16 protein-coding genes are annotated in these 26,538 nt (G+C 70.8%); 8 read left to right on the top strand and 8 right to left on the bottom strand.

The genetic code is table 11. The features are described from left to right. Positions 1 to 102: 102 nt before the first annotated feature. Positions 103 to 1,206, top strand: coding sequence for an FUSC family protein (locus AB0B55_RS09520; RefSeq protein WP_357171430.1), 1,104 nt, complete (start codon positions 103 to 105; stop codon positions 1,204 to 1,206). Between the two features lie 322 nt (positions 1,207 to 1,528). Here AB0B55_RS09520 and AB0B55_RS09515 read toward each other — a convergent pair whose 3' ends face one another. Continuing rightward, the gene (locus tag AB0B55_RS09515; RefSeq protein ID WP_357171429.1) at positions 1,529 to 2,158 is read right to left on the bottom strand and encodes a VOC family protein; all 630 of its coding nucleotides are present in this window, start codon (positions 2,156 to 2,158) and stop codon (positions 1,529 to 1,531) included. Positions 2,159 to 2,332: 174 nt separating this feature from the next. Between AB0B55_RS09515 and AB0B55_RS09510 the strand changes: the two genes are divergently transcribed. Continuing rightward, a complete protein-coding gene (locus AB0B55_RS09510; protein ID WP_357123271.1) occupies positions 2,333 to 2,827 on the top strand; it encodes an SMI1/KNR4 family protein in 495 nt (164 codons plus the stop codon). A 28-nt stretch (positions 2,828 to 2,855) separates the two neighbouring features. On the opposite strand, the gene AB0B55_RS09505 is transcribed toward AB0B55_RS09510, so the two are convergent. Further along, positions 2,856 to 3,881, bottom strand: coding sequence for an XRE family transcriptional regulator (locus AB0B55_RS09505; protein ID WP_357171428.1), 1,026 nt, complete (start codon positions 3,879 to 3,881; stop codon positions 2,856 to 2,858). Positions 3,882 to 4,094: 213 nt separating this feature from the next. Here AB0B55_RS09505 and AB0B55_RS09500 point away from each other — a divergent pair, with 213 nt between their 5' ends. From AB0B55_RS09500 to AB0B55_RS09485, 4 genes are all read left to right on the top strand, one after another. Further along, positions 4,095 to 10,160: an RHS repeat-associated core domain-containing protein gene (locus AB0B55_RS09500; RefSeq protein ID WP_357171425.1), complete on the top strand. Its 6,066-nt coding sequence runs from the start codon at positions 4,095 to 4,097 to the stop codon at positions 10,158 to 10,160. Positions 10,161 to 10,193: 33 nt separating this feature from the next. Further along, positions 10,194 to 16,079 carry an RHS repeat-associated core domain-containing protein gene (locus AB0B55_RS09495; RefSeq protein ID WP_357171423.1) on the top strand — a complete coding sequence of 1,962 codons (5,886 nt, stop codon included), beginning with the start codon at positions 10,194 to 10,196 and terminating at the stop codon, positions 16,077 to 16,079. Positions 16,080 to 16,124: 45 nt separating this feature from the next. Further along, positions 16,125 to 20,747: a LamG domain-containing protein gene (locus tag AB0B55_RS09490; protein ID WP_357171421.1), complete on the top strand. Its 4,623-nt coding sequence runs from the start codon at positions 16,125 to 16,127 to the stop codon at positions 20,745 to 20,747. 82 nt (positions 20,748 to 20,829) lie between these two features. Further along, positions 20,830 to 22,113 carry a hypothetical protein gene (locus AB0B55_RS09485; protein WP_357171419.1) on the top strand — a complete coding sequence of 428 codons (1,284 nt, stop codon included), beginning with the start codon at positions 20,830 to 20,832 and terminating at the stop codon, positions 22,111 to 22,113. Positions 22,114 to 22,171: 58 nt separating this feature from the next. On the opposite strand, the gene AB0B55_RS09480 is transcribed toward AB0B55_RS09485, so the two are convergent. Continuing rightward, positions 22,172 to 22,642: a GNAT family N-acetyltransferase gene (locus AB0B55_RS09480; protein ID WP_357123250.1), complete on the bottom strand. Its 471-nt coding sequence runs from the start codon at positions 22,640 to 22,642 to the stop codon at positions 22,172 to 22,174. A 122-nt stretch (positions 22,643 to 22,764) separates the two neighbouring features. Between AB0B55_RS09480 and AB0B55_RS09475 the strand changes: the two genes are divergently transcribed. Further along, positions 22,765 to 23,163, top strand: a complete 399-nt coding sequence (locus AB0B55_RS09475) for a DUF2809 domain-containing protein (RefSeq protein ID WP_357171417.1) — start codon at positions 22,765 to 22,767, stop codon at positions 23,161 to 23,163. A gap of 52 nt (positions 23,164 to 23,215) precedes the next feature. Beyond that, positions 23,216 to 23,551: a hypothetical protein gene (locus AB0B55_RS09470; RefSeq protein ID WP_357123243.1), complete on the top strand. Its 336-nt coding sequence runs from the start codon at positions 23,216 to 23,218 to the stop codon at positions 23,549 to 23,551. 49 nt (positions 23,552 to 23,600) lie between these two features. Here the strand turns inward: AB0B55_RS09470 and AB0B55_RS09465 are convergent, their stop codons facing one another. The 5 genes from AB0B55_RS09465 to AB0B55_RS09445 form a co-directional block, all read right to left on the bottom strand. Further along, positions 23,601 to 24,032, bottom strand: a complete 432-nt coding sequence (locus tag AB0B55_RS09465) for a DUF6196 family protein (protein ID WP_357171415.1) — start codon at positions 24,030 to 24,032, stop codon at positions 23,601 to 23,603. Positions 24,033 to 24,102: 70 nt separating this feature from the next. Beyond that, on the bottom strand, positions 24,103 to 24,570 hold the full coding sequence (locus AB0B55_RS09460; RefSeq protein ID WP_357171413.1) for a nuclear transport factor 2 family protein: 468 nt from the start codon (positions 24,568 to 24,570) through the stop codon (positions 24,103 to 24,105). 95 nt (positions 24,571 to 24,665) lie between these two features. Beyond that, positions 24,666 to 25,286: a hypothetical protein gene (locus tag AB0B55_RS09455; RefSeq protein WP_357171411.1), complete on the bottom strand. Its 621-nt coding sequence runs from the start codon at positions 25,284 to 25,286 to the stop codon at positions 24,666 to 24,668. After that, a complete protein-coding gene (locus AB0B55_RS09450; RefSeq protein ID WP_357123230.1) occupies positions 25,267 to 25,791 on the bottom strand; it encodes an SRPBCC family protein in 525 nt (174 codons plus the stop codon). The genes AB0B55_RS09455 and AB0B55_RS09450 overlap by 20 nt, the downstream gene beginning before the upstream one ends. A 129-nt stretch (positions 25,792 to 25,920) precedes the next feature. After that, positions 25,921 to 26,538 carry a response regulator transcription factor gene (locus AB0B55_RS09445; RefSeq protein ID WP_357123227.1) on the bottom strand — a complete coding sequence of 206 codons (618 nt, stop codon included), beginning with the start codon at positions 26,536 to 26,538 and terminating at the stop codon, positions 25,921 to 25,923.

Raw genomic sequence — 26,538 nt, 5'->3', positions numbered from 1 at the left:
GCCACCCAACGATTGAGCAGCTCACAGGCGGGGTAGTCCCGGTCCTCGCGGAAGATCAATAGGCGGCCGGGTCGGGGCCGCCCGGCGAGAGGGGCAGCACCGGTGCGGACGTGGGGGCGCGACGCCGTAGCGCGGTTGCGGGACGACGGGATGACCGTGGTCGAGCTGACCGCCGCCGCGGTGGTCGCCTGGATCGTGGCGGCGGTGGTGATCCGTCACCCGGACCCGTTCTATGCGCCGACCGCCGCGCTCGTCGTGCTCGGTGAGTCCCGCGGGCGACGGCTACGGCAGACCGTCGAGATCCTGCTCGCGGTGGCCGCCGCCGTGCTCGTCGCGGAGCTGCTCGTGTACGCGCTGGGCCCCGGTACCGGCACGGTCCTGCTGGTGCTGCTGCTGACCACCACGACGCTGGTGCTGATCGGAGCCCGCCGTGCCCTGGTCGTGCAGGCCACCGTGTCGGCCATGTACCTGGTCGTGGTCGCCGCGCCGCACGGCACGCTGATGCCGTTCCGCTTCGTCGACGCGCTCGTCGGCGGCGCGGTCGCGTTGGCCGCCAGCCAGCTGATGGCCGCCCGCGACCCGTTGGCCCCGCTCGTGGCGCAGGCGCGGCGCAGCTACACCGACCTGGCCAACCTGCTCGATGAGGTGAACACCGCGCTGCGGGGTTGCGACGAGGATGCCGCGCGCGCCGCGCTGGACCAGGCTCGGCAGGTGGACGACTGCGTCGCCCAGCTACAGACCGCCGTGCTCGCCACCGGTGAGACGCTGCGGCTGGGACTGCGCCGCCGGCACCTGGGCAAGCTCGTCGACGTGGAGGCGACGCTGCGGCAGCTCGACTATGCCGCGCGCAACATCCGGGTGCTGGCGCGGGCCGGCGTGACCCTGACCCGCCGGCACACCGCCACACCGCCGGAGCTGGCCGCCGCGATCGGCGCGCTGACCGCCGCCGTACGGTCGGCCGGGGAGGCTCTGGCCAGCGACCTCAGCGGCGCCGACGCCGACCGGCACGCGCACCGGGCCGACGCGGCGGCCCTGGAAGCGGTCCGGATCGCCGCGGGCCTGCTGCGGTCCGATCCGCCGCTGCCCGTCACCATGATCGTCGGACAGATCCGGGCGACCGCCATCGACCTGCTGCGCGGCGTCGGCCACGACGACGTGGGGGTGCTGGACCGGGTGGACGAGGCGCTCGGTCTGAGCCGGGTGTGACGCCCGGTCAGTCGGGGCGAGAGGCAGTTCGTGCCCATCTCGCCCGTTGCGGGCTGGACCGCGCCGCCGCGCGCGGCCGGTGGCCGGGCGTGACCCTCAGCCACCTGCGTGGAGGCGGATGCGGCGGTAAGCGGTATACCGCACAGTCATATTCATACCTCTGAGGAATACCGCTCAACAGCACCATCGCCACGGCGGGCAGCCAAAGCGAGGGAGCGCTCTTCGCCCAATTCCTTGCGCAGTTCGTTCACGAGCCCGCGTTCGGGTTCCCAAAAGATCAGCAGCTTCGGGCCCATCTGCGGGTCGCGCTCTGGCTGGCCCGCTACTCGCGTCCAACCCAGGTCGCGACGCATGCCTCATTACCCTCGGGGTCGGCCAGCACCCACCACTTCGGCGCGTGTGCGTCGGAGACGACGCGCCCGCCGGCGGCCAGGGCGGCGGCGACGCGGTCCTTCGCTTGATCGTGCGGGACGGCGATGTCGACATGCATCCGGTTGCGTTGCGGTCGCGCCGTCTCCATGGGTTGCAGCCCGAATCCGGGCCCCCGTCGCGCCGGATCGGCCAGGTAGTCGTCACCGATCTGCCGGTATCCCAGCAGCGCCTGCCAGAACGGCAGCACGTCCGACTTCACCAGGGCATCGAGGGTGATGTTGAGGAGCTGCACCGCCGTGGGATCGGCGGGGATGCCCAGCGCCCGCGCAGCGGCCGATATCCGTCGCGCCAATGAGATGTCACGCCGCGACAGCGACACGGTGACGCCCGCGTGGCGCAGATCCAGGTTGAGATGCTCCTGCTCGTCGCGGCCGGCGAGCCGGCCGATCTCGTCGACGAACGCGATCCCCGCCGACAGCGAGCCAGTCCGGAAGTAGGCCGAAACCAGGTGGTAGAGACAACGCCAGTCTTCTACACCGTCAGCCTCGTGGAAACGCCCAGCGGTGATCTGCACCGTCACGTTCGCGAACCTAACAGCAGGATGCTCACCTGAGCCAGCCGAGGAAGCGTCGGGGCAGCGCACCCGCCGGGTCCGCGCAGTCGCGGCAGGAGTGAATCCTCAACACGAACAGCGTTCAGACAATGGAGCCCCGGGGCGTTCCGGCAACCGACGTTCAGCGACTACCGTCAGCGCGTGCTCGATCCCACGATCATCTTCGACGCCTCCGATCCGCTGGAAAGTCCGCTCACCGACGAGGTTCTACGGCAGGTGGAGGCACAGCTCGGCCGCAAGCTACCCGCCGCGTACGTCGACCTGGCCCGGCGACACAACGGCGGATTGTTGGCTCGTGACGCCTACCCCTCGCCCAGCCGAACCTCCTGGTCGGCGAACTACGTCGCGGTGGACACCCTGGCGGCGATCGGCCGGACCGCGCCCTTCAGCCTGTGCGGCGAGCTCGGGAGCGCGTTCTGGATAGCCGAGTGGGGCTACCCCGACATTGGTATCTACATCGCCGACTGCCCCTCAGCGGGCCACGACATGATCGCCCTCGACTACCGGTCCACGGGCGAGCCGACAGTCGTGCACGTCGACCAGGAGTGGGATTACCAGATCACTGTCCTCGCCCCCGATTTCGAGACGTTCCTGGGCGGCCTCGTCGACGACACGGATTTCGATGAGGACGATTGATCGTCCGCTCGGCAACCACGGCAGTGATTCAGGACGATCGGCCTGCCTGTTTCGTCGCGACGAACAGAAATTCCTGGTCCAGGGCCCCGGTGCAGTTCGCCTGCATCGCCTCGGCGCCGGGGTTCACATCGGCCGGGCCCCCGAGTGCCCCGACGCAGAGACCACTGTGGATCGGGCGTAGCCGATAGCCGCCGGGCACCGGCACGTTTGTGGCCTCCAACAGGTACCGCTGGTGGGCGGCACCGGTGCAGTTGTCCGGCGCCAGCAACGCGCCGTCCCCCGTCAGCGCCTCGTCGACGGTCAGACAGCCCGCGCCCTCCTTCGGATGGTGCCATTCGATCTCGTAGACCCCGACACCGACCGCCTTGAGGAAGGTGTCCGGGGAGATCCGGTCGCACGCCCGTTGCACCGCCAGCGGCCGGTCGGTACGGCCGTTACGCTCCCGCCCCTCGCCCAGGCACAGGTCACGATCCCGCACGTGCGCGGGTTGGATCAGGTACCAGCCATCGGGCAGGGCGGCAGTCGCGGGCGTGGAAGCCCCGGAGGATTCCACGGCACGGCCACCCGAGCCGTTCGAGCCGTCTGAGCCGAGGGCGCCCTTCCAGGCCAACGCCGTGCCCGAGCCGATCACGGCGGCGAGGGCGGCGATCACCACGATTGCCCTCCTCGACCGTCGCGGCCGAGCAGCCGGCGCGGGCGGCGCGACCGGTTCCGCCGTGGCCACCTCGGCCTCCTCGACGGGATCCGGAGAACCGCTCGAGATCGGCCCGACGGCAAGCCGGTTACGGACCGCGACCCAGCGGGCCGCGGCGGCGTCGCCGAGTCCGCAGGCTCTCGCAAAGGACTGCACCACCTGTTGCCGGGGCAGGGTCGTACGGCTCAGAGCCGACGCGATCGTGCTCGACGGCAGGGCGTCCCCTGAGGCGTCGGCCTTGGCCGCGAGTTCCCGGTACGTGAGGCCGGACCATTCCCGCAGGGCCCGCAGCGCCGTCACGAACTCGGCCGGGTTCGTCGCCTCGTCGGGGTTCGGCGGCTGCGTTCCGGCTTCGGACATTCGACTCCCCCATGCGTCGATCGGACTCGATCGAGGTTAACGATCCTAGTCATCTGACGCTCGCCGTGCGGGCCCGTTCGGGACTGTCCCGAACGCGCCGGATCCGTTGCCCACGGCGACGTCCGACGCCCAGTGTCCTAGTCGGATGGCCGATCCGGCGCGTGCGGGGCAACCGGCTTGTTCGCAGTCACCACTTCACGCGGGGGGAACAGGATGCCCATACCAGGTACCCGTCGGATCGGCTGGATACGCGCCGGTCGTGGCTCGCTGGCCGGCGCTCTCGTCCTGGCGCTGGTCATCAGTTTGGCCGGGGCGGCGCCCGCACAGGCCGGGCCCGCCGCCGGCCGCCCCCGCTCCCCCGCTGCCAAGAACCCGGTCGCGCCGGTCAAGGGGACGTCGGCACCGGCCCGCCCGCGTGCTGTCGACCTGGAGGAGCAGGCCGCGCTGCGTAAGGCGGCCCGCGCTGAGTGGCCGTCCGCCGCCGCCGTGGACGTACCCGTCGCCGCCGCCGTCCGGCCGATGTCGAGCGAGCCGGAGATCTCCCTCGCCCGGGCCGGTGCGCTACCTCTGTGGGTCGGATCGCCCACCGGGGCCGGCACGGTGCGCGTCGAGCTTCTCGGCCAGGACGCCGTCCGAGCGGCCGGGTTGACCGGCCTGCTCATCCGACTCTCCCGCCGGGACGACACGGCCCGGACGCAGGTGAGCATCGACTACTCCGGCTTTCGTACCGCCTACGGCGGTGACTACGGCTCCCGGCTGCGGCTGGTCCGGATGCCCGAGTGCGCGGCCACCACGCCGGCCGCCCCCGGTTGCCGCACCGGCACGGCGGTTTCCAGTCGCAATCAGCCGGCCACCGGTCGGGTCGAGGCCCGGGTGCCCGACGGCTTGTACGCGCTCACCGCCGGGCCGTCCGGCGGCGCCGGCAGCTACCAGGCCACCTCGCTCTCACCGACAGCCACCTGGGAGGTCGGCCTCCAGTCCGGAGACTTCACCTGGTCGTACCCGATCGACACGCCGGAGGTCCCCGGCGTCGAGCCCGACCTAGCCTTGAACTACTCGTCCGGTTCTATCGACGGGCGGGTGGCCGCCAACAACAACCAGCCGTCCTGGGTGGGCGAGGGCTTCGAACTTCAGTCCGGCTTCATCGAGCGCTCCTACAAGCCCTGCTCGACCGAGCCCGCCTCGCCGGTGGGAGACCTCTGCTGGGGCAGTGACAACGCGATCGTGTCGCTGCCCGGCGCGGCCGGCGAGCTGGTCCTGGACGACACCAGCCGCACCTGGCGGATGGCCGACGACGACGGCTGGCGGGTGGAGCGGTTGACCGGCGCCGTCAACGGCGACGACGGCGACGACAGGACCGACAGCCGCGACGGCGACAAGGGCGAACACTGGCGACTCACCGCACCCGACGGCACCCAGTACTACTTCGGCCTCAACCGGCTACCGGGTTGGGCCGCCGGCCGGGCCGAGACGAACTCGACCTGGACGGTGCCGGTCTTCGGCAAGGAGCCCGGGGCCTGGTGCTACCGGGGCACCCCCGCTGACGCCTGGTGTCAGCAGGCGTACCGCTGGAACCTCGACTACGTCGTCGACCCGCACGGCGACGCCATGTCCTACTACTACCGCCCCGAGACCAACCACTACGGCCGCAACGCCACCGCCACCGCGCCGACCCCCTACGTCCGGGGCGGCCAGCTCGACCGCATCGAGTACGGCCAGCGCGCGGACACCCTGTTCACCGTGCCGGCCGCCGCCCGCGTGGTGTTCGCCCCGGCCGACCGTTGCATCCCGGGGAGCAGCTGCGTCACCTCCCAGCCGCAGAACTGGCCGGACACCCCACTCGACCAGGCCTGCACGTCGACCGGGACGTGCCAGGTCTTCGCCCCCACGTTCTGGTCCACCAAACGCCTCGACCGGGTCACCACGCAGGTGTACACCGCCGGCGCCTACCGCGACGTCAGCTCCTGGCAGCTCACCCAGTCGTACCCCCGGCCACAGGACCAGACCAGCCCGCCGCTGTGGCTGGACGCGATCCGGCAGTCCGGTCACGTCGGTGGCACCACCACGCTGCCGCCGGTCACCTTCGACGGGCAGACCTGGCCGAACCGGGTGGACACCGCTGACACCGTGCAGGCGCTGTACAAACGCCGGATCAGCGCCGTGCACACCGAGACAGGTGGCCAGATCTCGGTGGCGTACGCGCCGGTGCAGTGCCGGCCCGGGGGCCTGCCGGCCGAGGACGACAACAACCGGCGCTGTTTCCCGGTGTACTGGGGCATCGGGTCCGCCACCCGGCTGGAGTGGTTCCACAAGTATGCCGTCAGCCAGGTGACCGAGGAGGACCTGGTGGGTGGCAACCCGCCGGAGATCACCTCTTACGAGTACGACATCGGCGGGCACGCCTGGCACCACGACGACGCCGAACTGGTCCCGACCGGCCGCAAGACCTGGGGGCAGTGGCGCGGTTACCGCACCGTGCGGGTACGCACCGGGGCCACCGGTGGTCAACGTTCCCTGACCGAATACGTCTTCATGCGCGGCATGAACGGCGACGTCAACAAGTCCGGTCCGCCGGACCAGGGCGTCCAGGTGGACGGTGTGCCCGACGATCCGCAGTGGAGTGGCTTGAACCGGGTGGTCACCACGTACGACGGCGACGGTGGTCCCTGGTTGCAGCGCAGGGTCTCCGCGCTGACCGGCGTACGGGCCACGGCCACCCGGGAGCGTACGGGGATGCAACCGCTCACCGCGTACCTGGTGACCGGCACCACCGAGCGGATCCTCACCGCGCTCAGTGACGGCTCGACCCGTACCACCGAGACCAACTACGGCTACGACCCCGACTACGCCGGGATGACCCGGGTCGAGGACAAGGGCGACCTGGCCGATCCGGGCGACGACACCTGCACCCGTACCTGGTACACCCGCAACCTGAAGGCGTGGATCACCGACACGGTGTCCCGGACCGAGACGGTGGCCGTGGGCTGCTCCACCACCCCGGCGTACCCGGACGATCTCATCTCCGACGAACGCGGCTACTACGACGGCCAGTTGGGCTGGGGTGCGCCGCCGACCGCTGGCGACGAGACCCGCAGCGAGGAGGCCGGCTCCTGGTCCGGCGGCCCGGTCTACGTCACCGCCGGCTCGACCGAGGTCGACGGGCACGGCCGGCCCACCGCCGTGGTCGACGCGTTGGGCCGCCGCAGCAAGACCGCGTACACGCCGGCACTGGGCGGGCCGACCACCCAGGTCAGCACCACCAACGCCCTGGGCCACACCACCACGAGCACCCTGGACCCGCTGCTGGGTAGCCCGGTCAGCACCGTGGATGCCAACGGGCGACGGACCGACCTGACGTACGACGCCCTGGGCCGGTTGCGCCAGGTGTGGCTGCCCGGCCGGGCCAAGGACACCCAGAGCCCCAACAGTCGCTTCGAGTACGTCGTCCGCGCCGACGGGACCAGCGCCACCCGCGCCGAGACCCTGACCGGGGACGCCGGCGGCGGTTACCGATCCGCGTACACCCTCTACGACGGCTTCCTGCGTCCCCGGCAGACCCAGACGGCCTCCCCCGCCGGCGGCCGGATCATCACCGACACGTTCCACGACGGCCACGGCCGTGTCGACCGCACCTACGACGACTACTGGGAGGCCAGTCGCGACCCGGTCCCGGAACTGTTCCGGCCGACCGGCAGCGTGCCCGGTGAGACCCGGTACGGCTACGACGGAGCGGACCGGGAGACGGTGGAGATCTTCCTGTCCCACGGCGTCGAGCAGTGGCGCACCGGCACCGCGTACGGCGGCAACTGGACGTCGGTGGACCCGCCCGACGGCGGCACCGCCACGACGACGGTCGTCGACGCCGACGACCGGGTCACCGCCCTGCGGCAGTACACCGGCGGGTCACCCACCGGCGCCTACGACGAGACCCGGTACACGTACACCAGGGGCGGTGAGCTGGCCACCGTCACCGACCCGGCCGGCAACGTCTGGCGTTACTCCTACGACCTGCGCGGCCGCCGGATCCACACCGAGGACCCGGATACCGGTACCTCGACCTCCCGCTTCGACGACGAGGACCAGCTGACCAGCGCCACCGACGCCCGCGGGCACACCGTCGCCAGCACCTACGACCCGCTCGGCCGCCCCACCGGCCGGTACGACGGTTCCCCGGACGGCACGAAGCTGGCCGACTGGACCTACGACACGCTGCCCGGCGGTATCGGGTTGCCCACCGCGGCCACCCGGTACGCGGGCGGCGACACGTACCGGTCGGAGACCCTGGGCTACGACCCGGCGGGTCGGCCGACCGGAACCGCCGTCACGGTCCCGGCCGCCACGGCCGGGCAGACCGAGCGGTACGCCAGCACGTTCAGTTACAACGCGGCGGGGGCGGTCACCTCCGCCAGCCTGCCGGCCGTCGGCAGCCTCGGTGGCGAGACGGTCACCTACACCTACAACTCCCTCGGTCTGCCGGCCACGATGACCTCGCGGACCGCGTCCGGCGGCAGCGTCACCTACGTCAACGACACCGCGTACGACCCGCTGGGTGACGTCGAGTCGTACCAGCTCGGCGGCCCGGAGGCGGTGCTGCTGCGGACCTTCGGCTACGAGACCGGCAGCCGCCGGCTGAGCACCGCGCAGGCAATCGGCGTGGGCACCGAGGACGCCACCATGGTCAGCGACGTCAGCTACCGCTACGACGACGCCGGCAACGTCACCTCCATCGCCGATGCCGCGGTCGGCGACACCCAGTGCTTCCGCACCGACTACCTGCGCCGGCTCACCGAGGCGTGGACCGCCACCGACGAGTGCGCCGCCAATCCCAGCCTGTCCGTCCTCGGCGGGCCGGCCGCCTACTGGCAGTCGTACCGGTTCGACAAGGTCGGCAACCGCACCGAGGAGGTCCGGCACGACGCCGCCGGCGACACCCGTCGGACGTACGACTATCCGGCCGCCGGCACCGCCCAGCCGCACACCCTGCGGTCGGTCATCACCACCGGGCCGGCCGGCAACCGGACCGACACCTTCGGCTACGACCCGGACGGCAACACCACCACCCGGGCGGTGGCCGGCAAGGACCAGACCCTGACCTGGGACACCGAGGGCAACCTGACGGCGATCACCGAGGGCGGCCGGACAACCTCCTTCGGGTACGACGCCGACGGCAACCGGGTGCTGCGCCGCGACGCCACCGGCACCACGTACTTCCTGGGCAACGCCGAGCTGTTCCGCCCGGCGGCCGGTGGCGGCGCCCTCGGCACCCGCTACTACGGCCAGGACGGCGACGTGATCGCCGTACGGACCGCGGACAACCGGCTCAGCTGGTTGGTGGACGACCACAACGGCACCGCCGGGGTGGCGGTGGACGCGGTCACCCTGACCCCGACCCGGCGCTACAGCCTGCCGTACGGCGGGAGCCGTGGCGCCGCGGCGAGCACCTGGCCCGGTCAGCGGGGCTTCGTCGGCGGCACCGTGGACGCCGGGGTCGGCCTGGTGCGGATCGGCGCCCGCGAGTACGACCAGGAGACCGGCCGGTTCCTCTCCGTCGATCCGGTGATCGACGAGTCCGACCCGCAGCAGATGCAGGGCTACGCGTACGCGAACAACAGCCCGGTCACCTACTCCGACCCGGATGGGCTGCGTCCCGACTGCGGCACCGGTAAGGGCTGCACCCAGTTCAACAAGACGCACCGCTACAACGGCAAGAAGTACGTCAAGAAGCCCAAGCCCAAGCCGAAGCCCAAGGCCAAGGCCGTGCGCCGGCCGGCGGCCGGGCCGAAGTCGGCGCGGGACCGACTGCTGGCCAAGGACAAGCAACTCGACGATCGCGACAAGCGCGGCAAGGTCAAGCCGAAGACGGCTAAGAAGAAGGAGAAATCCGACGACGGTCGCCCTTGTGCGTGTCTCACCGGGGGCCAACGTGGAAAACGCGACGGTAAACACTCCTTCCTCCAAGGCAAGAATGCTGCGGAGCTGGATGAGATGTACAAGCAGGCGCGGAAAGACCGGAACTTCGACCTAGCGAAAAAGATCAAGGAACATCAGAAAAACACGGGCTCCCGCAATTACGGAAACTCCAATAATTCGCGAACGGCCAAACCCAAGGCATCGCCGACACCTGCGCCGACGGCAACACCCCAGACCAAGTTCGAGCCGCCACGTGTTCGACCGGACGAGGGCGTGATAAAGACGGTCGTCATCTCATTGCTGGGAATCGGACTGGGAATTCTCGCTGGGATCGGCTGCGCCGGAACCGGTGGGGCCGCCTGCAGCTGATCGGCATCGCGTTCCTATTCGAATGACGACCAGATGTCCCGGGAGGTCCTGGTGCGCGTACGAAATTGTTGGTTGTTGGTTGTGGCGGTGGTTGTCGCGACGGTGGTGGCCTCGGCGCCGCCAGGGCTGGCTGCTCCGGCCGCTGGGTCGGCGGAGGGCAAGGGTTGGTCGGGGAAGCCGGCGCAGCGGGTGCTGGCCCAGCCGCGCGGGGCGGACCCGGAGGCGAAGGTCGCCCTGCGTAAGGCACCCGAGGTGGTCTGGCCTGCAGCCGGCATCGCCGAGGTGCCGGTGCCGCGTGAGGTCGGCGGGCTGGCGCGCGACGACGCGTCGGCGTTGGTGCGGGCCGGCGCGCTGCCGGTGAAGGTGGGCGCGTCGACGGTGGTCGCCGGGGCGGCCACCGACCCGGGCACGGCGCGGGTGGAGGTCTTCGACCGCGCCACCACCGCCCGGGTCGGCGCGCGGGGGATGGTGCTGCGGATCGGCCACACCGACAAGGTGGCCCGGCAGACCACGGTCGAGGTCGACTACTCGGGCTTTCGGCAGGCGTACGGCGGTGACTACGCCAGCCGCCTCGGGCTGGTCCGGCTGCCCGACTGCGCCTTGACGACCCCGGCCGCGAAGGGGTGCCGGACCGGCACGGCGGTGCCGAGCCGCAACGAGGTCGACAGCGGCCTGCTGCGCGCCGAGGTCGGCGACGGACTCTACGCCGTGACCGCCGCCCCCGAAGGCAGCGCCGGCAGTTTCCGCCCCACCTCGCTGGCCCCGTCCGCCACCTGGCAGGTAGGCCTGCAGAGCGGCGACTTCAGCTGGTCCTATCCAGTGAGCACGCCGAACGTGCCCGGCCCGACGCCGGAAATCGCGTTGCGTTACTCGTCGGGTTCGGTCGACGGGCGGGTCGCGTCCACCAACAACCAGCCGTCCTGGCTCGGTGAGGGGTTCGACTACCAGCCCGGCTTCATCGAGCGGTCGTACGTCCGGTGCGGCGACGACGGCGGGCCCACGACCAGCGGCGACCTGTGCTGGGCGACGGACAACGCCACGGTGGTGCTGCCGGGCCTCACCAGTGAGCTGGTCTACGACGCGGGCAAAGATCTGTGGCGGGCTGAGCAGGACGACGGCTGGCGGGTCGACCGACTCGGCGGAGCGCCGAACGGCGCCCGCGACGGCGAGTACTGGCGGCTGGCCTCACCCGAGGGCACCCTGTACTACTTCGGTCGGGAGCGGCTTCCAGAGGGCAGCGCGAGCAGCCCGACCACCGGGTCCACCTGGACCGTCCCCGTCTTTGGCAACGGCACCGGCGAGCCCTGTCACGGCGCCACCTTCGAGGCGTCCTGGTGCCAGCAGGCGTACCGGTGGAACCTGGACTTCGTCGTGGACCGCCACAACGACGTGATGTCGTACTGGTACGCCCCGGAGACCAACCACTACGGCCGCGCGGGGCGGACGGACCTGCCCACCCCGTACGTGCGGGGCGGGCAACCGACCCGGATCGACTACGGGCAGCGGATTGGTTCCGTCTACACCGCGCAGCCCGCGGCCCGGGTGGTGTTCACTCCGGCCGACCGGTGCGTTCCGGGCACCAGTTGCGTCCGTTCCCAGCCGCAGAATTGGCCGGACACGCCGTGGGACCAGTGGTGCGACACGACCGGGTGCCTGGTGCTGTCACCGACGTTCTGGTCCACCAGGCGACTCTCGAAGATCACGACTCAGGTGGTCACCGGTGGCGCGGCCCGGGACGTGGACTCCTGGACCTTCGGCCAGTCGTACCCGGTGCCCGCGGACCGGCAGCCGGCGGCGCTGTGGCTCGACTCGATCACCCGGGCGGGCCTGGTCGGCGGGACCGCCACCCTGCCGGCGGTGACCTTCGACGGGCAGCCGGCGGAGAACCGGGTGGACCGGGCCGACACCCGACCGGCCATGTACAAGCGGCGGATCAGTTCCATCTACACCGAGACCGGCGGGCTGATCCAGGTCGCGTACCAGCCGACCGAGTGTCGGGCCGGGACCGTGCCCGCCGTCGACAGCAATGAGAAGCGGTGCTTCCCGGCGATCTGGGGGACCACGCCGACCGAGGACTGGTTCCACAAGTACGTCGTGAGTCAGGTGACCGAGTCCGACCTGGTCGGCGGCAACCCACCGAAGACCACCTCCTACGAGTACGTGTTCGGCGGGTCCGGCTGGCATCACGACGACGCCGAACTGGTGCCGGCCGGACGCAAGAGCTGGGGACAGTGGCGCGGCTACCAGCGGGTGAAGGTCCGCACCGGCGCGGCGGGCGGTCGGCGCACGCTGACCGAGCACCTGTTCATGCGGGGCATGGACGGGGACGTCAACCGCACCGGCCAGCCCGATCAGGTGGGTGTCGATGGTGAGCCGGACCTACCGATGTGGCGGGGCTTCAACCGGTCCGTCACCGTCTTCGATGGCGACGGTGGTGCGCTCGTCAGCCGTACCGTCGCCGAGCCCCGCGACCTCGGGATCACCGCCCAGCGTCCCCGCGTCGGCGGGACCGGCGGAACGCTGGAGGCCCACCTGACCGACCTGGAATGGGAACGCGTCGAGACGGCACTGGCCGGCGGCGGTGTCCGAACCACCGAGCGGGCCTACACGTACGACGCCCGGGGCCGCCTAATCGAGACGCACGACCGGGGTGACGTGGCGGAGCCGGGTGACGACACCTGCTCCCGGGTCGAGTACGCCGAGAACACCACCGACTGGGTCGTCAGCGCGGTCAAGCGGGAGCTGACCCTCGGCGTGGCCTGCGACGCGGCCGGGGCGTACCCGACCGACCTGGTCGCCGAGAAGCGCTACTACCACGACGGCAACACGACGTGGGGCGCCCCACCGACCGCGGGTGACGTCACCCGGGTCGAGGAGGCGCAGACCGGGACCGGGGGTCCCACGTACGTCACCACCAGCCGGCGCACGCTCGACCAGCATGGCCGGCCCAAGCTGGTGTACGACGCGCTCGACGAACCCACCCGCACGACGTACACCCCGTCCGAAGGCGGACCGTTGACCCGTACGGTGGTCACCGACGCCCTCGGCTTCACGACCACGACGGAGTACGAGCCGCTGCGCGGTGTGCAGGCCAGCACGACCGACACCAACGGGGGCACCACCACCCGGGCGTACGACCCCCTGGGCCGGATCACACGGGTGTGGCGGCCGGGACGGTCGCTGAGCGCGCCGGCGAACGTCGAGTTCAGCTACACGGTGCGCAGCGACGGGCCGAGCGCCGTGCTGACCCGTACCCTGCTCGGCGGGTCGAGCTACCAGAACAGCTACGAGATCTTCGACGGGCTCCTGCGGCAACGCCAGACGCAGCGGGACTCGCCCCGGGGCGGGCGGATCGTCACCGACACCCAGTACGACCCGCACGGTCGGGTCGCCGTGGTCGTCGGACCCCGGCACGACCCCGGCCCCGTCAACGGAGCGCTGGCACCCGATCCGCAACTGGTGACGGCGCAGACGGTGTACGGCTACGACGGCGCGGACCGGCCGACCTCCACAGCGCTCCAGGTCCTCGGCGAGGACCCGGACCGGTGGCGCACCACGACGGCGTACGGCGGAGACCGGATCTCCACCACACCGCCGGCCGGTGGTACCGCCACCACCGAGGTCCTCGACGCCCACGGCCGGCGGTCGGCACTGCGGCAGTACGCCGGACCGACCCCGACCGGCGGTTTCGACGAGACCCTCTACCAGTACGCCAAGGGCGGCCAACTGGCGACGGTCACCGACCCGGCCGGCAACGTGTGGCGCTACGGCTACGACCTGAGCGGCCGGCGGGTGCGCGAGGAAGCCCCGGACACCGGTACGACGCTCACCGGTTACGACGCGCGGGGTCAGGTGACCAGCGTCCGCGACGGTCGGGGCCAGACGGTGGCGTACCGCTACGACCCGTTGGGTCGCCGCACCGGCGCGTACACCGGTTCGACCGACGGCCCCCAACTGGCCGAGTGGACGTACGACACCGCGACGCTCGGCAAGGGACTGCCGGCCTCGGCGGTCCGCTACGTGGCCGGTCAGCGGTACGAAACCCGGGTTGTCGAGTACGACCTGCGGGGCCGACGGACCGCGACCGCGGTGGTGATCCCCGCCACGGAGACCGGGCTGGCCGGCACCTACCCCACCACCTACACCTACAACGAGGGCGACCAGGTCACCTCCACCGGGTTGCCGGCCGCCGGGGACCTGCCGGCTGAGACCCTGCGCCAGGGCTACGACAACCTGGGCTTCCCGACGAGTCTGACCTCGCCGCTGGACAGCTACGTGGCCGGCACCAGCTACACCAACCTCGGCGAGCCCGAGGAGTCGACGCTCGGCCCGGCGGGTCAGCAGGTGGTGCGCGGCTTCGGCTACCAGGACGGCACCCGGGCCCTCACCCAGTCCACTGTGGTGCTGGGCGAGGACCTGCTGGCCGCCACGGTGCACGAGTACGACCCGGCGGGCGACCTGACCCGGGCAGCGGATCTGGCCACCGGCGATGACCAGTGCTTCCGCTACGACCGGTTGCGCCGGTTGACCGAGGCGTGGGCGGGTTCCGGCGACTGCACCGCCGACCCGGCGACCGGTGACCTGGCCGGCCCGGCGCCCTACTGGCAGTCCTACGCCTACGACCCGACCGGCAACCGGACCAGGGACGTGCGGCACGCCGCGGCGGGCGACGTCACCCGCACCTACACCTACCCCGCGCCGGCTGGGGCGCAGCCGCACACCCTACGGACCGTCGATACGACCGGCCCGACGGGCAACCGCTCCGACGGGTACGGCTACGACGCCGCCGGCAACGCCACCGGCCGGCCCGGTCAGTCGCTGACCTGGGACGTGGAGGGTCGCGTCGCGTCGGTGACCACGAACGGGCAGACCACCTCGTACATCTACGACGCGGACGGCAACCGGCTGATCCGCCGGGATGCGGGCGGTAGCACCCTCTATCTCGGCGACACCGAGTTGCGCCGCTCCGGCGCGGCGACGACCGGGAACCGGTACTACCGGCACGACGGGGAGACCATCGCGCTGCGGGTCAAGGGCGGCGTCACGCGGCTGATACCGGATCAGCGCGGCACCGCCGTACTCGCGGTCGACGCGGCGACGCAGCAGGTGACCCGCCGTCACACGCTGCCGTTCGGCGACCCGCGCGGTGGCCCGGTGAACTGGCCGGGCGGCCGGGGCTTCCTCGACGGCGGCGTCGACCCGCTCACCGGCCTGACCCACCTCGGCGCACGCGACTACGACCCCGGGACCGGTCGGTTCGACGCCGCCGACCCGGTGGTCGACCACCAGGACTCACAGCAGGTCAACGGGTACGCGTACGCGAACAACAATCCGACCACCTTCACCGACCCGGACGGTCGCCGGGTCCGGATCCCGGAACCGTACGACAGCCTGTTCAAGCGACTGGGCGTCGCTGACCCGGTCCGGGTGGCATCGCAGTCGAGCACCGGCAAGCCCGTACCGAGGCCACAGTGCCATGGCGGCACCTGCTCCGTCACCGGGGTGATCAACGGGCCCGCACCGGTGCGGGAGTCCGACTCGTGGGTGATCGACCTGCCGATCTTCGAGGTCTATCCCCGCAACTACGGCCGGGACATCCGGGAGAGCCGGTGGAGCGCCTGCGACAGCGGTGATCCGGCGCCGGCGATCGCCTGCGCTCAACGGCCGGACCCGGCGCCCCGGGTGGTCTACCAGTGGCAGGAGCGCGACTGCGTGGGCTGGAACGACTGCCTCAGCCCACGGCCCTACGAGAACGTACGGACCGAGATCTACGACGACGAACCGGACGGTGGCCCGCCGCGCAACAGCATCGACATACAGCGTTTCCTGCACGGTGGCACGGGCGGCGGCACGGTCGGAGGCACGGGGCGCTCCGCCGGTGGCTGGCCGTCGAGCGGCGGCGTCTACTACCTCGGCTGACCACCCCGCACGCTCCGACCGGGAACCGCAGAACGGGAGAACACGATGGGACGACTGGCGTACGCCGCGGCTGCGGCCCTGATGGGGGCGGCGCTGCTGGTGGGACCGTCGGGTTCGACCACGACGCGGTCCCGGCCACCGGAGCCGCCCGGTGTCGGGCAGGACCTCTCGGCCATGGCCCGGGCCCGGCAGACCGGGCGGCCGGTCGAGGACACGGCGTCGGGATCGGCGAACCGGGAGGTCTTCGCCCACCCCGACGGCACCTACTCGGCCCGCATCCACGCCCGCCCGGTGCGCGCCCGCACCGGAGCGGGGTGGGTGCCGATCGACACCACCCTGGGCCGGCGGCCCGACGGACGGGTGGCGCCCCGGGCCACCACCGTCGACCTGACCCTGTCCGGCGGGGGTACCGGGGACCTCGCCGTGCTGCGCACCGCCACCGGGGCGGAGTTGGCGCTGAGCTGGCCCCAGCCGCTGCCCCCTCCGGTGCTCACCGCCGACACCGCCCGCTACCCGGACGTCATCCCCGGCGTGGACCTGCTGATGCACGCCACCGCCGCCGGCTTCTCCGAGGTACTCGTGGTCCGTACGGCGGAGGCGGCCCGGCGACCGGAGTTGGCGCGGATCCGGTTCGGGCTGCGGACCGCCGGCCTCACCGTCCGCACCGATCCGGCCGGCACGGCCGTGGCGGTGACCGCCGACGGTACGCCCGCGGTCACCTTCGGAACCGCCTGGATGTGGGACTCCTCCGGTGCCCGGCGGCGAGCCGCCACGACCGGGGTGTCCGGGCGGGCCGGGCGGGCCGAACCGGTGGTGTCCCGCGAGCGGGAGCCGGCACTCGGTGACCGGCGGGCCCGGATGGGTCTGCGCGTCGAGCGGGACTCCCTCACCATCGTGCCCGACCGACGCCTGCTGACCGACCCACGGACCACCTTCCCGGTGTATCTCGACCCGCCGCAGTCGGCCGACCGGCAGCACTGGCTCATGGTGGAGCAGGACCTCTCGTACTACGGCTGGTGGGACTCCGCCTACGACGCCCGGGTCGGCCGTGATCCGGAGGACTCGACGACGGACCGGTTCCGGTCGTACTTCCAACTGGACACCGGCTACCTGGCCGACAAGCAGATCAAGAAGGCGATCTTCACGCTCAAGGAGAAGTGGCGCTACTCGTGCAGCCCGGAGCCGGTGTTCCTCTGGACCAGCGCACCAATCGCGGCGACCGGGAGCTGGGACGCCAAGCCGGCGTTGCTGCGCAACCTCGGTTCCGTCAAGACACCCTCCGGGGACTGCGAGACGCTGGAGACGGTCGAGTTCGATCTCCATCCGTTGGTCACCGAGGCGGCTGCCGCACACCTGCCACAGGTCACCCTCGCCATCGCGTCGGACGAGTCGAGCGGTGGGAACGGCGGCAAGGTGTTCGACAACGACCCGTTCGTCGACGTCTGGTACAACAGTCTGCCGGCGGCGCCCACCCAGGTCAGCACCGCCCGCGTCGCCGGCTGCTCGGCCACCACCCCGGTCTACGTGGACACCCCCCGACCGGAGTTCCGGGTCCGGCTCTTCGACGCCGACGCCGGTCAGTCGATCTTCACCCGGTTCGAATGGCGCGAGGCCGGCTCGTCCTCGATCTCCTCTGCCGACTCGGACGCCCACGCCTCCGGACAGGAGGTGGCCGTACCCGTGTCGACCGCGCTCGAACAGGATCGTGTCTACGAGTGGCGGGCGTCGGCCTACAACAACGAGTTCGAAGGGGTGGTGGACGTCGGTCCGGCCAGCCCGTGGTGCCGGTTCGTCGTGGACACCACCGCACCGACCGGCAAGCCGACCGTGACCCGGGTCTGCGTCGGTGCCTGCCCCACGACGTTCAAGGTCGACCAGCCCGCACAGTTCCGCCTCGACGCCCGGGCCATGCCGGACGTCGTCGCCCTCGCCTACGCCCTCAAGGACAGGTCGGCCACCACCGTGCCCGCCGTCGACGGCCAGGCGACGATCACCGTCACCCCGGTCAAGACCCTGGACACCCTGCGGGTCTACGGGGTGGACCGGGCCGGCAACCGGAGTCAGTACACCGACTTCTCGGTGCTCGCGACCGGCCTGCCCGTCGAGGCGGCGGGCTGGCCGGTCGACCGCACCGACACCGGCGTCCTGGCCGACACCCGTACCGCCAACCCCATCACCCTGCGCGGCGGCTACTCCTGGCGGGAGGGCCAGTCCGGCGGCGACGCCATCGCGCTGGACGGTGCCGACGGCACCGGCGGACAGACGCCGGGGCCCGTCGTGCACACCAACACGAGCTTCACCGTCACCGCCTGGGTCCGGCTCGACGCTTCCGCCGACTGGCGGGTCGCGGTCAGCCAGTCCGGGATGAATTTCGCCGGCATGGAGCTGCGCTACGACGTGACCAACCGGTGGGCCTTCGTCATGCGTACCAGCGACACCGAGGCCGGCACCGAGGACGTCGCGCTGTCCAACGCGCTGGCACAGGTCGCCGTCTGGACCCACCTCGCCGGCGTCTACGACCACGAGGCCGGCGAACTGCGCATCTACGTCGATGGACGGCTCGCCGGGCAGGCGCCCCACCGCAGCACCTGGGACGCCGCCGGTCCGTTCGTCGTCGGCTACCGCAACTGGTACGGATTCACGCCGTCGCGCTGGCAGGGCCTCCTCGACGACCTGCACGTCTATCCGTACGCCGCGTCCAGCCGTCGGGTCGCCGAGATCACTGGCGCCTTCGGCCGGTGGGGTCCGACCGCCTGGTGGCCGCTGGACGGCACCGACAGCGACGCCACCAGCGGCCAGCACACCCTCGCCCGGATCGGCGCCACCGGCTGGACCACCCGGAGGCAGGGCACCGACGCGCTGACCCTCGACGGCGTCGCCGCGCAGGCGTACACGGCGAACCCGGTCGTGCACACCGACGCCAGCTTCAGCGTCGCCGCCTGGGTGCGCCTGGACCGGGACGCCACCGCCGTAGCGGTCAGCCAGGACGGTCAGGTCGACAGCGGATTCGTCCTCGGCTACCGGGCCGGCGTGGGTTGGATCTTCGGCAGGAAACGCGCCGACAGCGCGGCCGACACGGTCCCGTCCGACGTCGCCGCGTACCGGGTGCCCCCGCAACTCGGCGTGTGGCTTCACCTCGCCGGGGTGTACGACCACGACCGGCGCCAACTGTCCCTCTACGTCAACGGCCGACTGGCGGCCACGGCCGGGCACGAAGCCACCTGGGACGCCCGTGGATCCTTCGCCCTGGGTCGGGGTCGGCTCGGCGGCCGGGACGTGTACTGGCCGGGCGCCCTCGACGAGGTGCACGCCGTCGGCGTCGCCACCGGCGCCGACCAGGTTCGGGAGTGGATGGCCAGTGACGTCCCGTACGGTGCGCGGGCAACGTGGGATCTGGACGATATCGCGGCGGGTGCCACCCGCAGGGACGCCACCGGCAACGGGCACACCCTCTTCGTCGCGTCCGGCGTGAGCACCAAGGCCGGCAAACGGGGCAGCGCCCTGGCGTTCCCCGGTACCGCCGGCGCGGCCGCCTGGACCGCCGGACCGGTCGCCCGAACCAACACCGGCTTCACCGTCGCGGCCTGGGTCAAGCTCGACCGCCTGGATCGTCCGGCCACCGCCGTCAGCCAGGACGGGGAGGCAGCAAGCGGGTTCAGCCTGGGCTATGACGCCACCTCGCAACGCTGGGAATTCGCCATGAGCAAGGAGGACGGTCCGACCCGGCCCGGCGGCAGCACCGTCGTCCGGTCGACCCAGTCACCGGTGGCGCAGACCTGGACCCACCTGGCTGCCACCTACGACGGCCTCAAACACGAGATCAAGCTGTACGTCAACGGCGAACTCGTCGGCACCGTCACACACACCAGCACCTGGACCGCCACCGGACCGGCCGTCATCGGCCGCGCCATGGCTGGCGGTGGGCCGGTCAACTGGTTGCCGGGCGCGGTCGACGAGGCCCGCATCATCGACCGGACCTCGGCGCCCGAGGAGATTCGGGACCTGTTGGACGCCACCATCCTGGGGCCCGGCGCCTGGTGGTCGCTGAACGCCGGCACCGGCGTCAACGCCTCCGACGACTCCGGCAACGGTTTCCCACTCGCTCTCGTCGGCGGTGCGAGCTGGACGACCGGGCGGTGCGCCAACGCGCTCCAGTTGGACGGACACACCGGTGGGGCCACCGCGCCCGGTCCGGTCCTGCGCACCGACCAGAGCTTCACCGTGGCGGCCTGGGTCCGCCTCGACGGCGCGGGTGGTGACTTCGCCGCCATGAGTCAGGACGGCCTGCTCGCCAGCAGCTTCTACCTCGGTTACAACGTGAGGCTCAACAAGTGGTGGTTCATCCTGCCCACCGCCGACTCGGCGAACCCCGAGGACGTCGTCGCGTTCTCGACCGGTCCGGCCCGCTCGGGAGTCTGGACCCATCTGGCCGGCGTCTACGACGCGACCGCACACGTGATGCGGCTCTACGTCAACGGCGTGCCGTCGACGGCGACGGCGGTCAGCGCCAGCTGGGACGCCGTCGGCATGACCAGGATCGGCGCGGCCCAGTGGAACGGGAACCTGGTGGACCACTGGCCGGGGCTGATCGACGACGCACGGGCGCTCGCACGGGCGTCCAGCCAGGCAGACGTCCAGGCCATAATGGCCGGCTGCCCGGGTGGCTGATCCCCGCGGGCGGCCGATCCGCAGCGACCTCGGCCACCGGATTGTGCCGTGCCCCATGGTCGCGGGTGCGATACTCGCGGCCGTGAGTTCGCCGCTGAAAGCCTTCGCCGGGCTGCTCGACCGCTCCATCCGCGAGATGACCGCCCTGGCCACGGACGCCCGGGGCTTCGACGCGGCTCGGATCGGCCGCATCGCCGATATCTGGGACAACAACGCCGTACCTCTGGTGGGCGCGGCATGCGCGCCGAGGCCACTTCGATCCAGACGAGCGCGCGCCGGCCTACGGTGGATGGCTGACCTCGGTGCCGACCGACGCAGGCTGATGGTCGACCTGGACCCGAGCCTGGACAGGGTGCTCCCCATCGCGCAGCCGGACCGTTCCGTCCGTCGGGACTACCTGGGGCGCGTCTTCCCGGGCGTCTTCCGGCTGACCGAGGAAATCGTCGACGCGCTCGCCCGCGACTACGACCTCGCCGCCGGCAGCGTGCGCTCACTCACGGCCCGACCTTCGGATGCGGGACTGCGGGTACAGCTCACCCTGGCCACTCCACGACGGTTCACCCCCGCTACCGGACGCGTCTCGCGGGACGGGTCCCAGAAGCCCTGGCCGGCCGCGCCGCTGAGGTTCACCTTCGACGGGGTCACCGATCTGCGGTTCGACGCCGAGGACCGGGTCGGGATTGCCGTGAGCCACACCGACGCCGGGCCGGGGGTGACGATCGGGCGCACCGGTCGCCTGCGGGCGACCGAGGCTTCCGTCTGGCCCGACGACCGACGATGGTACGAGTCAACGGCCGGCCGGGCGGCCGACCTCGTCACCCCGCACACACGGCCGCACCGACGAAAGCCGGTACCGACGACGACCCTCACAGCACCGCAACAGGCCGCCGCCCAAGCGCTCGTCATGTTGCTGAACCACGCTCGGCTCGTCCACCACTATCCGAATCGGGCCGCCGGCGTGCCGATCCTCGACATCTGCCGCATCGCGGCCGACGCGGGCAGCGCCATTCTCGCCGCGAGCACGCGTCGGGGCGCCGACCGGCAGGCCGCCTTCGCGGAGCTTGCTCGACGGTGGCGTCACGTACCCCCCGGGGTGCCGCCTGAGACGATCCGCTCCGGCCCGGTCGTGCTGCGTCACGCACGGTACGACGAGCCCCACGCCGACCACGACGTCCCTCAGCACGGCGGCGTCGTCCTCCTCGCCGCGGTGCCGGGCGCAGACCCCGAAGGACCGTGGGCTCTCGCCAGTGCGGAGATCGCCGAGCCGTCACGATTCCGGATAGCCAGCACCGCGTTCGACGACGGTCAGCACATCGACCGCGCCGAAGAGGATTTACGCATGGGCGAAGCGCTCGTCGTCCGGTGAAGCGTCAACGACCACGGGGGCGCGCGGCATCACGTGATCGGCGGCGTACTGACCTGGCTTAGCTGGCGGCAGTCGCGGACGGTGAGTAGCTGTACACGACATAGCCCCGGTAGACCGCGATCTTGTCGTACAGAGCTCGGGCCTCGGCATCGACCTCGGTGTTCCAGTACAGGCGTGGGGATCCGTGCTGGTCGGCATCCTGCGCCACCCATTCGATCATTGCGGTGGCAATGCCTCGCCGTCGTACTTCGGGCGTAACGAACAGTTCGGCCAGATAGCACCTCCCGGCGCCCCAGACGCTTGCGTGGAACAGGTAATGCGCGATGCCGACCATCGTGCCGTCGAGCCGTGCGCAGATGCCCCGGATCTGCCCACCGTCCACCAGGCGTTGCCAGGTCCGTTCGTAGCCATCGTCGTCGACCTCGGTCGCGGGCCGACCCGGCCGGCCAGCCCAGTGCGCGTGGAAACTCCGGGTCAACGCTTCCCACTCGCCGCGGTCGAGGTGTGTCAACGGGCCGATACTCAGCACCTCGCCATCCTCACATCAATCCCAGGCCCCGGCGCACTCAGGACGAGGCCGTGTGTGGGCGCCCTCGATCGAGCCGAGAGGGAGTACAGGTCGCGGTCCGGCAAAGGGCTACCGTGGCGAGAATGTCGATCAAGCCCCGTACGGTGCGGTGGCTCATGCCCCTGGCCGCGCTGCTGTTCCTGGGCCTCGCACTGCTGATTCGCGCTGTCGACGACGGGGCGCTGCGGCAGTACTCCGGCACCGCGCTGTACGCGTCGATGGGCTGGGCCGCAGTGCTGTTCCTGTGGCCACGGATGGCGCCGATGCCCGCCGGGACCGTCGCCACGGCCTTCTGCTGGGTGGTGGAGCTCGCACAGCTGACCGGGGTGCCAGCCGAACTGTCGGCGCGGAGCCTCGCCGCGAGGCTCGCGCTGGGTGTGCAGTTCGACCCGGTCGACCTGGCCTGGTATCCGGTGGGCGTGGCTCCCCTGGTGGCGCTCCACCACCTGGTGCGCGCCCGCCACCGCACAACCGACGCGTGACATCGTGTCCCAGCGCCTCCGAAGTGCCCCATGGAGGTGGCTTAATGGTCGCGTGCTCACCTACGTCCGTTGGTACTCGGCGGATGACGACCGTTGGAACTACGAGGAGCTGGACGCTGATGGGTGGGCGCTGCGCCACGTTGAGGTGCGCGTATCGGACGGGGTCGTCGTTGCGGCAGCGTCGCTCGCAGAGGTGCTCATCGCTCGCGACTCAGGGATAGTGGGCGCGGTGGGCGCGTACGAACAGCGGTACGGGGTTGTGCCGGAGGCCCCGTTCCCGCTGCCCGCCGCCACGTTGGATCCCGCCTTGGAAAATGTGTCCCCCGGAAAATTCGAGCACCTGTGGCGAAATGCTCGTCGGCAACTGGAACGGCAGACCGGCATCTGACCCGCTCGTCCCGAGGTCATGTACGGCTGGAGGCCACCGCCGCTGTGGTCTACCGGCCGGCTCGCAGCTCACCCAGGACCTGTACGACCTCGGCGCGGACCTGCGTTGGGCAACCCCAGTAGTCGTAGATGCCACCGCGGTCGCCGTTGTGACCACAGATGACGAACACCCCGGTACCCAGCCGGCGCTTCAACTCGGTGGCCAGCCACCCGACGAACCCGCTGTTGTCCAGTTCCGGCGGGAAGTGAAACGAGAACACCGTGAAGCGTTCACCGTCGGTCGCCCCGCCTGACGCCAGCCAGGACCACCGATCCTCGTCGCGCACCACGGTCAGCAGGTCAACCGTCAAGGCCGGTGGCTGAGTGAGCGGCGCCTCGAAAAACGACCACTCGCCGTCGAATATGACCAGTTCGGCGGCCGCTATGACGCGTCGCAGCCGCTGCGCGGTTTCGTCACGGGATTCCTGGCTGATGCTGACCACGCAACGATCCTGCCCCAGGACGGCAGCCAACGCAGTCGCCCTCGACACACCGCTGCTGGCGGGGCGTGAATCAGGGTCGGGGCTCGCCGTCGATGGTGCTGCTCGTCTGCGGCCGGAGTGCGGTCAACAGGCTGTCGAGTTGACCCCACGCTCGCGCGCTGGCGACGTGGTCGATGTAATCCCGGGACTCGATAATGAGTCCATCGCGGATACGCATCACGAAGACGCACGGCACCGTGAAGGCCTCACCCGTCTCGGCGACCCGCCCCTGATAGGCAAACTCGGCGACAATCACCTCCGGGTCCGCGGTTTCATGAATCCTCACGTCGACCGGCTTACGGTTCAACGTCCGGCCCACCGGAGGCGCCGCGGTGAAATGCTCGTGCAGCTCGCTCCGGCCGCGCAGCGGTGGCGGATTGAGCGGGTGAAACGGATGCGTGACATGGGTTTGTTCGCCATATAGGTCGGCCAGGTCTTCGTACGGACCGTCGCAGACACCGTTCACCAGTCGGAGGAACGTTTCGCGTGGACCAGTCATGCCGAGCTTCCTTCGAATCAGATAGATGTCACGCGTGTCATGCCGAGGACGAGATGCGGAGACGGCCGAGACCGCCGTCCAACTACGAGACAGCCCTAGTCACCAGAGGAACCCCAGAAGTAGATCTCGCTGGGATTGCCGTCAGCGTCATGCAAAACCGCACACCGGCCGAACCAGCTTCGGTTAGCGAGAGGTTCGATCGCCTCCACGTGCGACCGAGTCAGCTTGCGGGTACCCAGGTACTCGATCGCCTCCGCCTCGATCACCGGCTGAATCGTCCCGTAGCCAGGCTCTTCACCGTCGGCCAAGATTCGCGACATATCCAGTATCGAGTGGGTACCGGACTCCTGGACGGATTCGTCCGCCCACAGCTCGGCCTCCGTCATCGGCCGATTCGGAAAATCCGCCGCCGACTTGCCGTACTCATACGGCACGGCCCACCAGTAGTCGCCGGTCTCGAAAACCTGCCGCCGCAGTCCGTCCAGCGCGACTTGGAGATCCGGCTGATATGCGACGTAGTAGCTCCACCCGGACGCACCCACGTTGACCCCCCTTGATCTTGAAGCAAGATAGCCGGAAGGCAGGCTTGCGTCCATCCTCCGCAATGGCACCGAAAATTGATCAAATCGCTGCGTGGTGCGCGGTGCCCGGATTGCTTCGGCAACGAGAGGCCCGGAGCGAATAGGCGGAAGCGGGTCAGCGGCGATCTTGATCATGCGGCCCATGTTCCGGATCTTGCGCGCCTCTCGTGGCTGAGCGAGGAAGCCCCGCCAGGGCGGCAGCAAGATAGATGTTGCGGCGTGCGATGAGGCGTTGCAGGTAGGGCCGTAGGATGAGGCTGGCAACGAGGGCGCCAACGGGTCCCATCGGCGCGGTGAACTCGATGACGTCGCGCATGAGGGTTGTCGAGGAGTCATCCGGGATCGGCGTGAAGCTGTGCTCGTGGCGCCATCGGCCGAATGGGCCGCTGATCTGCTCGTCCGCGAAGCCGTGCGGCCGCCGGTAGTCAACGATCCGAACCGTCATCCGCCAAGGAAGGCCGAGATGCCGGGCCTCCCACGTGACGGCATCGCCGGCCGTCAACCGGCCGGTCGTCATGCCGCCGACCGCCCGCTCGGCACTACTTCCCATGGATTCGGTGTGCATATCAACATCGAGGCAGGCGTCGAAGACAGCTTCCGGGACGGCCTGAACGTGCGTAGTCAGCTCGATGCGCGGCATACCGCCACCGTAAGGTTCCCGTGGGCTCGGCGACCATGGCGTGGCTGGCGGCGCCTTGTCAGCGGCTTGAGCGTGCAGCCGATCGAGTTGTCAGGCGGCATTGTCCCCACGGTGCCGGTCGGGTTCGGGTCATTCGTACGTGACGAGTCCGGCGCGCTGGGCGAGCAGGGCCGCCTCGGTCCGGTTGGTGCAGCCGAGCCGGGTCAGGACCCGCGAGACGTAGCCCTTGATGGTGGCCTCGGTGAGGTGCAGGTGGGCCGCCAGTTGAGCGTTGGTCAGGCCGCGGCCCAGGCCGGTCAGGATTTCGCGGTCCCGTGCGGACAGTCCGTTCGGCAGCGTCACCGCCGGGTCGGCGGGCAGCAGGACCTGGGCCGCACCGGGCGGCAGGATCGTGTGGCCGGCGGCGGCGGTGCGGATGAGGTCGGCGAACTCACGCGGCGGCGTGGTCTTGAGTACGTACCCGCTGGCTCCGGCGCGCAGCGCGGCGGCCACATACCGATCGGCGGTGAACGTGGTCAGCGCCACCACGACCGGGGCCGGGTTCAGGGCGGCGATCTGCTCGGTGGCGACCAGTCCGTCGACGCCGGGCATGCGAAGGTCCATCAGGACCAGGTCCGGACGGTGCCGGATGGCGGCCTCGACCGCTGCGGCCCCGTCTGTCGCGGTGTCCACGACCTCGATGTCGCCGGCGCTCGCCAGGATTGTCCGCAGGTGAGCGCCGACAAACGGATCGTCGTCGGCCACCAC

This window comes from Micromonospora sp. NPDC049107, assembly GCF_040648595.1.
In the GTDB taxonomy this organism is placed as follows: Bacteria; Actinomycetota; Actinomycetes; order Mycobacteriales; family Micromonosporaceae; genus Micromonospora.
The sequence above is the reverse complement of the archived record's forward strand: the minus strand, read 5'-3'. Positions and strand labels throughout refer to the sequence as shown.